Raw genomic sequence first — 12,535 nt, forward strand, 5'->3', positions numbered from 1 at the left:
AAAATAGAGATTTAGCTAAATGCGCATCTGGATCGACGCCGACGCTTGCCCCAAGGCAGCCAAGGACCTGATCGTCAAATTCGCCCTCAAGCGCCAGCTTGAGGTGGTCATGGTGGCCGGCCAGGCCGTGGCCAAGCCAGCCTTCGCGATCGTCCGCCTGATCGTGGTGCCCAGCGGCATGGACGCGGCCGACGATTACCTGGTCGAGCACGCCGTGCCCGGCGAGCTGGTGATCTGCAGCGACGTACCGTTGGCCGACCGCCTGATCAAGAAGGGTGTGGCGGCTTTGGACCCACGTGGCCGCGAGTTCGACGAACGCAACATGGGCGAGCGCCTGGCGGTGCGCAACCTGTTCACCGAGCTGCGTGAGCAGGGCCAGGTCGGGGGAGGGCAGGCGCCCTATGGCGAACGCGAGAAGCAGGCCTTCGCCAATGCTCTGGATCGGATCCTGACACGCCTCAGCAAGGGCTGATCACGCCCCTTCGTGGGTCAGCTCCAGCACCCGGTCCACCAGCTTGTAGATGCCGCTGGCCGCTTCACTGATCGACTTGGCCACCATGTAGGCCGGGGTAGTCACCAGCTTGCGTTGGGTGTCCTCGACGATGTCATGCACATCGCACTCCTCATGCTTGCCGCCCATCTTTTCCACAGCTGCCGCGGTGCCCGCGTCATTGCCAATGGTGCAGATCACGCCCGGGCCATAAATCTTCGCCGCCAGCGCCGGCGAGATGCAGATCAGGCCAACCGGCTTGCAGGCCTCGGCAAAGGCTTCGGTCAGGCTTAGCACGTCCGGGTTCACTGTGCATTCAGTGCCTTCCACGGCAAAGTTGGACAGGTTCTTCGCCGCGCCGAAACCGCCTGGCACGATCAACGCATCGAAGTCTTCGGCCTTGGCCTCGCGGATGTCCTTCACTTCGCCACGGGCGATGCGCGCCGATTCGGTCAGCACATTGCGCGATTCCGGCATTTCCTGACCAGTCAGGTGGTCGATCACGTGCATCTGCGCGATGTTCGGCGCAAAGCACTGCACCTGCGCGCCGCGCTGGTCGAGGCGCAGCAGGGTGATCACGCTTTCGTGGATTTCGGCGCCGTCGTAGACGCCACAGCCGGAAAGAATCACCGCTACTTTCTTGGTCATGCTCATTACTCCATTTTCGAGGCGCTAAATGTCCTCTAGTTTGGCAGATGTAGCCATAGGGATTACCGCGGGCGCATCCTAATCTCTGTGGATAACCCTGCCGAGCGTTGCCCATGGACCTGATTCTGCTGGCCGTGCCGTTCTTCTTCGTGCTGATCGCCCTGGAGCTGGTCGCCGACCGCGTGCGCGGTCAGCGCAACTTCACCCTGGCCGATTCGATCAACAGCCTCAGCACCGGCGCGCTGTCGACCAGCACCGGCCTGCTGACCAAAGGGGTAGGGCTGCTGACCTATGCCCTGGCCTGGGAGCACCTGGCGCTGCTGCGCCTGCCGCCGGACGCCGTGTGGGTCTGGCTGCTGGCCTTCGTGCTGTACGACCTGTGCTACTACTGGCTGCACCGCCTGGGCCATGAGCGCAACGTGTTGTGGGCGGCGCATTCGGTGCATCACCAGAGCGAGGAGTACAACCTCACTACGGCGCTGCGCCAGACCAGCAGCGGTTTCATCTTCTCGTGGATCTTCTACTTGCCGCTGGCGCTGATCGGCGTGCCGCCCGTGGTGTTCATCACCGTGGCCTCGCTGAACCTGCTGTACCAGTTCTGGGTACACACCCGGCACATCCCCAAGCTCGGCTGGCTTGAGTGGCTGCTGATCACACCGTCCAACCATCGAGTCCACCATGCGCAGAATCCTGCCTACTTGGATCGCAACTACGGCGGTGTGTTCATTATCTGGGACCGTCTGTTCGGTACGTTCAAGGAGGAGGACCCGGCCGAGCCGGTGGTGTTCGGCGTGACCACGCCCTTGGCCAGCTGGAACCCGCTGTGGGCCAACCTGCAGTTCTACGCCCAGCTTTACAGCGATGCCCGCCGCACCCGCAGCTGGAAAGACAAGCTGCGCATCTGGTTCATGCCCACCGGCTGGCGCCCGGCCGATGTCGCGGCAACTTATCCACAGGCGAAACAGAACCTGGCGCTGTTCCGCAAGTTCGAGATTGCCCTGGGCCGGGCGTGGCAGGTGTACGTGGCGGTGCAGTTCACCGTCTACATCGCGTTGGGCAGTTATCTGATGGACGTGGCCGAGCGTGTGCCGAGCGCCGCCCTGGTGCTGGGCTGGTCACTGATGGCGTTCGGTTTGTTCGTGCTGGGGGCGGCCCTGGAAAACCGGCCATGGGCCATGCGCCTGGAGCTGGCGCGCCTGTTGACGCTGGTGCCGGCGCTGTATCTGGCCGGCACGCTGGGCTTAGCGGTGATCGTGCCCGTGTTCTGGCTGCTTCTTGGCGGCTACCTGCTGCTCAGTGCCGGCGGGCTGCTCTTCTGCCGCCGCGCGGCGCTCGGCGCGGATGGTGCGAAAACGCCGGCGCAGCCAGAGCAGGCCACCCAGCAGCAGCAGGCCGCCGAGCACCCATAGCTCGTACTTCTTGATGCTGCCCAGCATGCCTTCGAGGATGGCGCCGAAGTGGTAGGCCGCCAGGCCCAGTGCCAGGGCCCATACGGCGGCGCCGATGCCGTTCAGCAGCAAGTAGCGGCGTGGTGAGTAGCCGGACAGGCCAATGGCGATCGGCATCACCGTGCGCAGGCCGTAGACGAAGCGGAAGCTCAGCACCCAGATGTCCGGGTGGCGGCGGATGTGCTCCAGCGCCCGGTCACCCATCGCCTGCCAGCGTGGCTTGCGTGCAAGGATCTTGCGCCCGTGCCGCCGCCCCATGAAGTACCACAGCTGGTCGCCGGCGTAGCTGCCGCAGAAGGCCACCAGGACCACCAGCTTGATGTCCATGTATTCGCGGAACGCAAGGAATCCCGCAAGTACCAGAATGGTCTCGCCTTCGAAGAAGGTGCCTAGAAAAAGGGCAAAGTAGCCGAAATCCTGCAGGAATTGTTGGAGCATTTTCTGAGGTGCTGGCGAAATGAACGCGCAGCCTACCCCTTCGCGCGCATTCGTGAAAGTGTCCAAATGTGTCTCGACGTGAACTATTCCTACGCAGACAATACCGGCAGCCTTAAGTCGCGGCTTGCGCGAAGCTGTAACACAGCCGTCATAATGGGCGCTTATCTTGCCGCTCAATTGATCATAGGGCGTTAACGTCCTCAGGAACGTCAGATGAATAATGAAGTGCTAACCCCTGTCGCGATCAAGGATGCCCAGGCAGTCCCCGAAGAGATGGTACAGACCCCGCCAGACCTGCCCGAGGTCGTGGGACCGGTGGTCGAGGTCGCCGCCCCGGCTCCTGCGCCGACGCCGGCCATCACCGTCCCGAGCCTGGACGACAGCAGCCTGTACATTCATCGCGAACTTTCGCAGTTGCAATTCAACATCCGTGTGCTGGAACAGGCGCTGGACGAATCGTATCCGCTGCTCGAACGCCTCAAATTCCTGCTGATCTTCTCCAGCAACCTCGACGAGTTCTTCGAGATCCGCGTCGCTGGCCTGAAGAAGCAGATCAACTTCGCCCGCGAACTGGCCGGCGCCGACGGCCTGCAGCCGCATCAGGCGCTGGCACGCATCAGCGAGCTGGTGCACTTCGAGGTGGAGCGCCAGTACGCGATCCTCAACGACGTGCTGCTGCCGGAGCTGGAAAAGCACGCCATTCGCTTCATTCGTCGCCGCTACTGGACGCCCAAGCTCAAGACCTGGGTGCGCCGCTTCTTCCGCGACGAGATCGCGCCGATCATCACCCCGATCGGCCTCGACCCGACTCACCCGTTCCCGCTGCTGGTGAACAAGAGCCTGAACTTCATCGTCGAGCTCGAAGGTGTCGACGCCTTTGGTCGCGATTCCGGTCTGGCGATCATCCCGGCCCCACGCCTGCTGCCGCGCGTCATTCGTGTACCGGAAGACGTCGGTGGCCCAGGCGACAACTACGTCTTCCTGTCATCGATGATCCACGCCCACGCCGATGACCTGTTCCAGGGCATGAAGGTCAAAGGTTGCTACCAGTTCCGCCTGACCCGTAACGCCGACCTGGCGCTGGATTCCGAAGAAGTCGACGACCTGGCGCGCGCCCTGCGCGGTGAGCTGTTCTCGCGCCGCTACGGCGACGCCGTGCGCCTGGAAGTCGCCGACACCTGCCCGAAACACCTGTCGGACTACCTGCTCAAGCAGTTCAGCCTGAGCGAGAGCGAGCTCTACCAGGTCAACGGCCCGGTCAACCTGACCCGCCTGTTCAGCATCACCGGCCTCGACAGCCACCCGGAGCTGCAGTACACGCCGTTCACTCCGGCCATCCCCAAGCTGCTGCAGAACGCCGACAACATCTTCAGCGTGATCGGCAAGCAAGACATCCTGCTGATGCACCCGTTCGAGTCCTTCACCCCGGTGATCGACCTGCTGCGCCAGGCCGCCAAGGACCCACACGTGCTCGCCGTGCGCCAGACCCTGTACCGCTCCGGGGCCAACTCGGAGATTGTCGACGCCTTGGTGGATGCGGCGCGTAACGGCAAGGAGGTCACCGCGGTGATCGAACTGCGCGCGCGCTTCGACGAAGAGTCCAACCTGCAGATGGCCAGCCGCCTGCAGGCAGCCGGTGCGGTGGTGATCTACGGCGTGGTCGGCTTCAAGACCCACGCCAAGATGATGCTGATCCTGCGTCGCGAGCAGGGTGAGATCGTGCGCTATGCGCACCTGGGTACCGGTAACTACCACGCCGGCAACGCCCGTCTGTACACCGACTACAGCCTGCTGACCTCTGACGACGCCCTCACCGAGGACGTCGGCAAGCTGTTCAGCCAGCTGATCGGCATGGGCAAGACCCTGCGCATGAAGAAGTTGCTCCACGCGCCGTTCACCCTTAAGAAGGGCATGCTCGACATGATCGCCCGGGAGACCCAGTTCGCCCTGGAGGGCAAGCCCGCGCACATCATTGCCAAGTTCAACTCGCTGACCGACGCCAAGGTCATCAAGGCGCTGTACAAGGCCAGCCAGTCGGGCGTGAAGATCGACCTGGTGGTACGCGGCATGTGCTGCCTGCGCCCAGGCATTCCGGGGGTTTCGCACAACATCCAGGTGCGCTCGATCATCGGCCGCTTCCTTGAGCACACGCGCGTGTTCTACTTCCTCAATGGCGGCGAAGAGCAGATCTACCTGTCCAGCGCCGACTGGATGGAGCGCAACCTCGACAAGCGCGTCGAGACCTGCTTCCCGGTAGAGGGCAAGAAGCTGCTGCTGCGGGTGAAGAAGGAGTTGGAAGGCTACCTGACCGACAACACTCACGCCTGGACCTTGCAGCCTGACGGGCGCTACGTACGCAGCAGCCCGACCGGCAACCAGAACCCGCGCAGTGCCCAGGCGACCCTGCTGGAGCGCCTGAGCAACCCGCTCCTCAACGTACGCTGAGGACGAAGCCGACCCGGGCCAGCCACTCCGCCTCGTTGGCGAAGTCGGCCTGGGTCAGCTGGTTCTGTTCCAGCCAGCCTGCCGGAAACACCACTTCGAGACTGTCCTCGCCTGCCTGCAGCTCTACCTTGGGCATCTGCTGGTTGCCACGGATGTGGTGGAACAGGATGGCGAAGCGCAGCAGCACGCAGAGGCGAATCAGTTGCACGGCCTCGTCGCCGAACTCCGAGAACTTGTCCTTGGGAATGTTGCGACGGTGGCCACGAACCAGCAGGGCCATCATCTGCTGCTCGTCGCGAGAAAAACCGGCCAGGTCGGAGTGCTCGATCAGGTAGGCGCCATGCTTGTGGTAGTGGTAGTGGGCGATATCCAACCCGATTTCGTGGATTTTCGCCGCCCAACCCAGCAGATCGCGCCAATTTCCATCTTCAAGCTTCCATGCCTTGGCCACCTGGTCGAAAGCGTGCAGCGCCTTGCGCTCGACGCGTGCTGCCTGGCCCTGGTCGACGTGATAACGCTCCATCAGCGAGTTCAGGGTGCGCTCGCGTACATCCTCGTGGTGATGGCGGCCAAGCAGATCAAATAGCACGCCTTCGCGCAGGGCGCCGTCGCAGTGGTCCATGCGCTGCAGCTCAAGGGCATCGAAGATGGCCTCGAGAATCGCCAGGCCAGCGGGGAAGATGGCGCGCCGGTCAGGCTTGATGCCTTCGAAGTCGATCTTGTCGACCTCGCCCAGCTTGAACAGCTTGCGCTTGACCCAGGCCAGGCCCTCGGCATTGACCTCGCCATTGCCCAGGCCCCCGGCCTTGATCGCGGCGCCGATGGCGCGGATGGTGCCGGACGAGCCGATGGCCTCGTCCCAGGTCAGGCGATGCAGGGCGTTTTCGATGCTCATCAGCTCAAGGCGTGCGGCCGTGTAGGCCTGGGCGTAGCGCGCCGGGGTGATCTTGCCATCGCGGAAATAGCGCTGGGTGAAACTCACGCAGCCCATCTGCAGGCTTTCGCGCAGCAGCGGTTCGAAGCGCTGGCCGATGATGAACTCGGTACTGCCGCCGCCGATATCGGCGACCAGGCGTTTGCCGGGGGTGTCGGCCAGGGTGTGCGATACACCGAGGTAGATCAGGCGCGCCTCTTCCCGGCCGGAGATGACCTCCACCGGGTGGCCGAGGATGGCTTCGGCACGCTGGATGAATTCGTTGCGGTTGCGCGCTTCGCGCAGGGCGTTGGTGCCGACGATGCGCACGGAGCCTGCGGGCATGCCGTTGATCAGTTGGGCAAAACGCTTGAGGCATTCCAGGCCTCGCTCCATGGCTTCTTCGCTGAGCATCCGCTCTTCGTCGATGCCGGCGGCCAACTGAACCTTCTCGCCGAGCCGCTCGAGAATGCGGATTTCGGTGTGGTGCGCCTTGGCCACGACCATGTGGAAGCTGTTGGAGCCCAGGTCGATGGCGGCGATCAGGGACAGGTTCTTCGCGGAGGTATGCGGCATTCTGTGTGTTCTCGGTCGGTAACCCGGCAATCGTGCCACGATCCTTGGCTGACGCCAACGCGCACCGCACCGGGCCTTGATGCAAGGCAATGTGCCATTCCATGCTATGACACTTGTGTGACAGTTTCGATTCGCGGCGTCTTGCACAACTATAGTTACACTCAATCGTCCGTGACTTCCTGTAGGGCCTGGGTGCCGCTATCATGGGCCACGTTTTTTGCTTACGACCCTGGAGATATCCATGAGCAGCGATCTGATCAAACACGTCACCGACGCCACCTTCGAAGCCGAAGTCCTGCAGGCTCAAGGCCCGGTGCTGGTCGACTACTGGGCTGAATGGTGCGGTCCATGCAAGATGATCGCTCCGGTTCTGGACGACATCGCCGCTACCTACGAGGGCAAACTGACCGTCGCCAAGCTGAACATCGACGACAACCAGGAAACCCCGGCCAAGCACGGCGTGCGCGGCATCCCGACCCTGATGCTGTTCAAGAACGGCAACGTCGAAGCCACCAAGGTCGGCGCCCTGTCCAAATCGCAGCTGGCCGCGTTCCTCGACGCCCACCTGTGATGTGAAGCAAAAAACCCCGCAAATGCGGGGTTTTTTCTTTTTCAGAGCACTAGACGCAGAAAAAAGCAAGTGTTACATTCGGCCTCGCACTGCTTCTCCAGTGCCCTCTGCACGCCGTCGCCGAAGCATCCCTAATTCGAATCAGTACGCGATCCTGTCGCCATCTAGCGGCGCGGCCTCATTAAGCCAAAGCTTAATTCTCCCTTCTTACATGATTACGTCACTCCCCTTATGAACCTGACTGAACTCAAGCAAAAGCCGATTACCGATCTTTTGGAAATGGCCGAACAGATGGGCATCGAAAACATGGCCCGTTCGCGCAAACAGGACGTGATTTTCGCCCTGCTGAAGAAGCACGCGAAAAGCGGCGAAGAGATCTCGGGTGACGGCGTGCTGGAGATTCTCCAGGATGGTTTCGGTTTCCTGCGTTCGGCTGATGCGTCCTACTTGGCCGGCCCCGACGACATCTACGTCTCGCCAAGCCAGATCCGCCGTTTCAACCTGCGTACCGGCGACACCATCGTCGGCAAGATCCGCCCACCGAAGGAAGGGGAGCGTTACTTCGCCCTGCTGAAGGTCGACACCATCAACTTCGACCGTCCGGAAAACGCGAAGAACAAGATCCTGTTCGAGAACCTGACGCCGCTGTTCCCGAACAAGCGCCTGAAGATGGAAGCCGGTAACGGCTCCACCGAAGACCTCACCGGTCGCGTCATCGACCTGTGCGCCCCGATCGGCAAAGGTCAGCGTGGCCTGATCGTCGCTCCGCCGAAAGCCGGTAAGACCATCATGCTGCAGAACATCGCGGCGAACATCACTCGTAACAACCCCGAGTGCCACCTGATCGTCCTGCTGATCGACGAGCGCCCGGAAGAAGTGACCGAAATGCAGCGCACTGTGCGCGGCGAAGTGGTCGCCTCGACCTTCGACGAGCCGCCAACCCGCCACGTGCAGGTTGCCGAAATGGTCATCGAGAAGGCCAAGCGCCTGGTCGAGCACAAGAAGGACGTGGTCATCCTGCTGGACTCCATCACCCGTCTGGCGCGTGCCTACAACACCGTGATCCCGAGCTCCGGCAAGGTGCTGACCGGTGGTGTCGATGCCCACGCCCTGGAGAAGCCGAAGCGCTTCTTCGGTGCCGCGCGTAACATCGAGGAAGGCGGCTCGCTGACCATCATCGCCACCGCGCTGGTCGAAACCGGCTCGAAGATGGACGAAGTGATCTACGAAGAGTTCAAGGGTACCGGCAACATGGAGCTGCCCCTGGACCGTCGCATCGCTGAAAAGCGCGTGTTCCCGGCCATCAACATCAACCGTTCCGGTACCCGCCGCGAAGAGCTGCTGACCGCCGACGACGAACTGCAGCGCATGTGGATCCTGCGCAAGCTGCTGCACCCGATGGACGAGATCGCCGCCATCGAGTTCCTGGTCGACAAGCTCAAGCAGACCAAGACCAACGACGAGTTCTTCCTGTCGATGAAGCGCAAGTAAGATCGTCGTACCACGCGAAAAGCCGGGGAAACCCGGCTTTTTGCTATCTGTACTTTGGCTATTGCGGCCCTATCGGCGCTACACTCTGCACCCCGACCGATACGGCCAACACGAGGCTCATGCATGCAGTATCGCGATTTGCGCGACTTCATCCGTGGCCTGGAGCAGCGCGGTGAACTCAAGCGCATCCAGGTTCCGATTTCCCCTGTCCTGGAAATGACCGAGGTCTGCGACCGCACCCTGCGCGCCAAGGGTCCGGCGTTGTTGTTCGAAAAGCCCACTGGCTTCGACATCCCGGTACTGGGCAACCTGTTCGGCACGCCAGAGCGCGTGGCCATGGGCATGGGCGCCGAGTCGGTCGACGAACTGCGCGAGATCGGCAAGCTGCTGGCCTTCCTCAAGGAACCCGAGCCGCCGAAAGGCCTGAAGGACGCCTGGTCCAAGCTGCCGATCTTCAAGAAGGTCGTGTCGATGGCGCCGAAGGTGGTCAAGGACGCGGTGTGCCAGGAAGTGGTCATCGAGGGTGACGATGTCGACCTCGGCCAACTGCCGATCCAGCACTGCTGGCCAGGCGACGTGGCGCCGCTGATCACCTGGGGCCTGACCGTGACCCGTGGCCCGAACAAGGACCGCCAGAACCTGGGCATCTACCGCCAGCAGGTAATCGGCCGCAACAAGGTGATCATGCGCTGGCTGAGCCACCGTGGCGGCGCCCTGGATTATCGTGAGTGGTGCGAAAAGAACCCGGGCCAGCCGTTCCCGGTTGCCGTAGCCCTGGGCGCTGACCCGGCCACCATCCTTGGCGCCGTGACGCCAGTGCCGGATACCCTTTCCGAATACGCTTTCGCCGGCCTGCTGCGCGGCAACCGCACCGAGCTGGTCAAGTGCCGGGGCAGCAACCTGCAGGTGCCGGCCACCGCCGAGATCATCCTCGAAGGCGTGATTCATCCGGGCGAAATGGCCCCGGAAGGCCCGTATGGCGATCACACCGGCTACTACAACGAAGTGGACAGCTTCCCGGTGTTCACCGTCGAGCGCATCACTCACCGGCAGAAGCCGATCTACCACAGCACCTACACGGGCCGGCCGCCGGATGAACCGGCGATCCTGGGTGTGGCGCTGAACGAAGTGTTCGTGCCGATCCTGCAGAAGCAGTTCCCGGAGATCGTCGACTTCTACCTGCCGCCGGAAGGCTGCTCGTACCGCATGGCGGTGGTGACCATGAAAAAGCAGTACCCAGGTCACGCCAAGCGCGTGATGCTGGGTGTGTGGTCGTTCCTGCGACAGTTCATGTACACCAAGTTCGTTATTGTCACCGACGACGATATCAACGCCCGCGACTGGAACGATGTGATCTGGGCCATCACCACGCGCATGGACCCCAAGCGTGATACGGTGATGATCGACAACACGCCGATCGACTACCTGGACTTTGCGTCGCCGGTATCGGGGCTGGGGTCGAAGATGGGCCTGGACGCCACGCACAAGTGGCCGGGCGAGACTACACGCGAATGGGGCCGGGTCATCGTCAAGGACGAGGCCGTCACCCGCCGTATCGATGAGCTGTGGGATCAGTTGGGAATAGATTGATGCAGGTAACGTTGCAGCCGTCCGGGGCGGTGCTGGCGCTCGAACCCGGGGAAAGGATCCTGGATGGAGCGCGGCGGCTGGGCTATGACTGCCCAAACAGCTGCCGCAATGGCAATTGCCATGTCTGCGCCGCGTTGTTGGTCGAAGGAAGCGTGCGTCAGGACGGTGTAGTCCGTGACCATGGCGAGTTGTTCACCTGCATTGCCGAACCGCTGGAGGACTGTGTGTTGCTCTGGGATGGTGTGCTTGCCTTGGGCGAGCTGCCAGTGCGCAAGCTGGCGTGCAGCGTGAGCGAATGCGTCGAGGTCGGTGGCGACGTCTGGCGCGTGCGCCTGCGCGCGCCGGCCGGCAAGCCGCCGCGTTACCATGCCGGGCAATACCTTATGATCGAGCGCGAGGGCGGCAAGCCGGCGGCCTTCTCACTAGCCTCTGCGCCGCATTCCGGGCGGGACCTTGAACTGCATGTGCTGGGCCGCGAAGCCAGCGCGCTGCAGTTGCTGGCGCAACTGCAGCGTGACCGCGTGGCGCGTATCGAAATGCCGTTCGGCGATACCCACTTGGCCGAGTTGCCTGACGGGCCGCTGGTGCTGATTGCCGCTGGCACCGGCATGGGCCAGATGCACAGCCTGGTCGAACATTGCCGCGCCCAGGGCTTCAAGCATCCGGTGCACCTGTACTGGGGTGTCCGTCGCCCGGAGGACTTCTACAGCATCGAGCACTGGGCTGAATGGGAGCGCTTGCCCAACTTGTTCCTGCACAAGGTGGTCAGCGACCTGTGTGGCTGGGAAGGGCGTTGCGGCATGCTGCACGAAGCGGTGTGCGAGGACGTGAAAGACCTCAATACCGTGCATGTGTATGCCAGCGGCTCGCCGAACATGGTCTACGCCACCCTCGACGCCCTGGTCGAGGCCGGCATGGATGCGCACCGCATGCGCGCCGATGTGTTTGCCTACGCACCGCGCGGTTAATAACCGAAGTTTGAAGTAAGGGGTATAAGGCGGTCATTGTTACCGCCTTGGTCATTAACTTTCGCGGCCATCGAAATAATACTTCCCAGTCGTCGGAACTGTGCATGAAACTCTGTTCATGGGACTTGAGTATTGGCGCATTTCTATCCTATGGTTACTGCAAGCGCTGCTGGCGCGGCCGCGCAGGCCGCGTCATCAGAGCCTCCCGCTTTATGCGTAGTAAACAGGGAATAATGGCGGCAGCTTATGTCGGCACTTGAAAGTTTGTCCTGGGAAGTTGCATATCCTCCGACGCTCGACTTCGGTCAGCAACTGACCCGTGAGCAGTTGCTCAATTCCATGCAAATGACCATGTCGCGCCATGAAGGTGGCCCTGTCTGGTTGTTTGCCTATGGCTCGTTGATCTGGCGGCCTGAATGTAATTCGGTGGAGCGCCAACGGGCGCGAGTACATGGTTATCACCGTGGGTTGTACCTGTGGTCGCACGAGCACCGGGGGACGCCGGAAACGCCAGGCCTGGTGTTCGGCCTCGATCGCGGCGGCTCCTGCAGCGGTTTTGCCTACCGACTTGAAGACAGCAACCTCGATGATTCGCTGATGGCCCTGTGGCAGCGGGAAATGCCTTATCCGGCGTATCGGCCGCACTGGCTCAGCTGCCGGTTGGGCGATGGCAGCAAGGTGCAGGCGTTGGGGTTTGTGCTGGAACGGCATCTGCCGTGCTATGCGGGCAACCTGCCGGATACCTTGCTCAGCCAGATTCTAGCGAGTGCCAAGGGGCGCTATGGCACCACGCGAGACTATGTCGAGCAGACATTGAATGCGCTGCGCAGCCATCAGATGCCAGATCGGAACCTTGAGGCGCGGTTCAGGCGCTGCCATAACCTGCGAGAGGTGTGAGCGGCTGCCGGCCCTTTCGCGGGACAAGGCCGCTCCTACAGGGAAAACGCTATCCCTTGT

The 12,535-nt window shown here is 62.3% G+C and carries 10 protein-coding genes and 1 pseudogene; 8 read left to right on the forward strand and 3 right to left on the reverse strand.

Annotation, left to right across the window (positions count from 1 at the left end):
- Positions 1-19 precede the first annotated feature (19 nt).
- Entirely contained in the window at positions 20-472 is a 453-nt protein-coding gene (locus tag ACOKS3_RS01000; RefSeq protein ID WP_103446197.1) for a YaiI/YqxD family protein, read from the forward strand.
- Here ACOKS3_RS01000 and elbB read toward each other — a convergent pair whose 3' ends face one another.
- A complete protein-coding gene (gene elbB, locus ACOKS3_RS01005; protein ID WP_103446196.1) occupies positions 473-1,138 on the reverse strand; it encodes an isoprenoid biosynthesis glyoxalase ElbB in 666 nt (221 codons plus the stop codon).
- 113 nt (positions 1,139-1,251) lie between these two features.
- On the opposite strand from elbB, the pseudogene ACOKS3_RS01010 reads away from it, so the two are divergent.
- Positions 1,252-1,878 (forward strand): annotated as a pseudogene (locus ACOKS3_RS01010) (sterol desaturase family protein); the annotation flags it as partial.
- 501 nt (positions 1,879-2,379) lie between these two features.
- Here the strand turns inward: ACOKS3_RS01010 and ACOKS3_RS01015 are convergent.
- Positions 2,380-3,024, reverse strand: a complete 645-nt coding sequence (locus ACOKS3_RS01015; RefSeq protein ID WP_181004444.1) for a DedA family protein — start codon at positions 3,022-3,024, stop codon at positions 2,380-2,382.
- Positions 3,025-3,237: 213 nt separating this feature from the next.
- Here ACOKS3_RS01015 and ppk1 point away from each other — a divergent pair, with 213 nt between their 5' ends.
- Positions 3,238-5,469 carry a polyphosphate kinase 1 gene (gene ppk1 / locus ACOKS3_RS01020; protein ID WP_103446194.1) on the forward strand — a complete coding sequence of 744 codons (2,232 nt, stop codon included), beginning with the start codon at positions 3,238-3,240 and terminating at the stop codon, positions 5,467-5,469.
- On the opposite strand, the gene ppx is transcribed toward ppk1, so the two are convergent.
- Positions 5,456-6,958 (reverse strand): exopolyphosphatase, encoded by a 1,503-nt coding sequence (gene ppx, locus ACOKS3_RS01025; protein ID WP_103446193.1) that lies wholly within the window; start codon positions 6,956-6,958, stop codon positions 5,456-5,458. The genes ppk1 and ppx overlap by 14 nt on opposite strands.
- 241 nt (positions 6,959-7,199) lie before the next feature.
- Here ppx and trxA point away from each other — a divergent pair, with 241 nt between their 5' ends.
- The 5 genes from trxA (at position 7,200) to ACOKS3_RS01050 (ending at position 12,475) form a co-directional block, all read left to right on the forward strand.
- Positions 7,200-7,529 (forward strand): thioredoxin TrxA, encoded by a 330-nt coding sequence (gene trxA / locus ACOKS3_RS01030; RefSeq protein WP_016392405.1) that lies wholly within the window; start codon positions 7,200-7,202, stop codon positions 7,527-7,529.
- 231 nt (positions 7,530-7,760) lie between these two features.
- Positions 7,761-9,020, forward strand: coding sequence for a transcription termination factor Rho (gene rho, locus ACOKS3_RS01035; RefSeq protein WP_003253661.1), 1,260 nt, complete (start codon positions 7,761-7,763; stop codon positions 9,018-9,020).
- 123 nt (positions 9,021-9,143) lie between these two features.
- A complete protein-coding gene (gene ubiD / locus ACOKS3_RS01040; RefSeq protein ID WP_027920866.1) occupies positions 9,144-10,610 on the forward strand; it encodes a 4-hydroxy-3-polyprenylbenzoate decarboxylase in 1,467 nt (488 codons plus the stop codon).
- On the forward strand, positions 10,610-11,578 hold the full coding sequence (locus tag ACOKS3_RS01045) for a CDP-6-deoxy-delta-3,4-glucoseen reductase (protein ID WP_103446192.1): 969 nt from the start codon (positions 10,610-10,612) through the stop codon (positions 11,576-11,578). Before ubiD ends, ACOKS3_RS01045 begins: the two co-directional genes overlap by 1 nt.
- 246 nt (positions 11,579-11,824) lie before the next feature.
- On the forward strand, positions 11,825-12,475 hold the full coding sequence (locus ACOKS3_RS01050) for a gamma-glutamylcyclotransferase (protein ID WP_103446191.1): 651 nt from the start codon (positions 11,825-11,827) through the stop codon (positions 12,473-12,475).
- Positions 12,476-12,535 lie beyond the last annotated feature (60 nt).

The organism is Pseudomonas sp. HS6-2 (assembly GCF_049325675.2).
GTDB lineage: Bacteria > Pseudomonadota > Gammaproteobacteria > Pseudomonadales > Pseudomonadaceae > Aquipseudomonas > Aquipseudomonas putida_N.

What these genes read in the sequence shown, in the direction of transcription:
- ACOKS3_RS01000 (WP_103446197.1), top strand. Translation starts at nt 20, where the DNA reads ATGCGCATCTGGATCGACGCCGACGCTTGCCCCAAGGCAGCCAAGGAC.
- elbB (WP_103446196.1), bottom strand. Translation starts at nt 1,138, where the DNA reads ATGACCAAGAAAGTAGCGGTGATTCTTTCCGGCTGTGGCGTCTACGAC.
- ACOKS3_RS01015 (WP_181004444.1), bottom strand. Translation starts at nt 3,024, where the DNA reads ATGCTCCAACAATTCCTGCAGGATTTCGGCTACTTTGCCCTTTTTCTA.
- ppk1 (WP_103446194.1), top strand. Translation starts at nt 3,238, where the DNA reads ATGAATAATGAAGTGCTAACCCCTGTCGCGATCAAGGATGCCCAGGCA.
- ppx (WP_103446193.1), bottom strand. Translation starts at nt 6,958, where the DNA reads ATGCCGCATACCTCCGCGAAGAACCTGTCCCTGATCGCCGCCATCGAC.
- trxA (WP_016392405.1), top strand. Translation starts at nt 7,200, where the DNA reads ATGAGCAGCGATCTGATCAAACACGTCACCGACGCCACCTTCGAAGCC.
- rho (WP_003253661.1), top strand. Translation starts at nt 7,761, where the DNA reads ATGAACCTGACTGAACTCAAGCAAAAGCCGATTACCGATCTTTTGGAA.
- ubiD (WP_027920866.1), top strand. Translation starts at nt 9,144, where the DNA reads ATGCAGTATCGCGATTTGCGCGACTTCATCCGTGGCCTGGAGCAGCGC.
- ACOKS3_RS01045 (WP_103446192.1), top strand. Translation starts at nt 10,610, where the DNA reads ATGCAGGTAACGTTGCAGCCGTCCGGGGCGGTGCTGGCGCTCGAACCC.
- ACOKS3_RS01050 (WP_103446191.1), top strand. Translation starts at nt 11,825, where the DNA reads ATGTCGGCACTTGAAAGTTTGTCCTGGGAAGTTGCATATCCTCCGACG.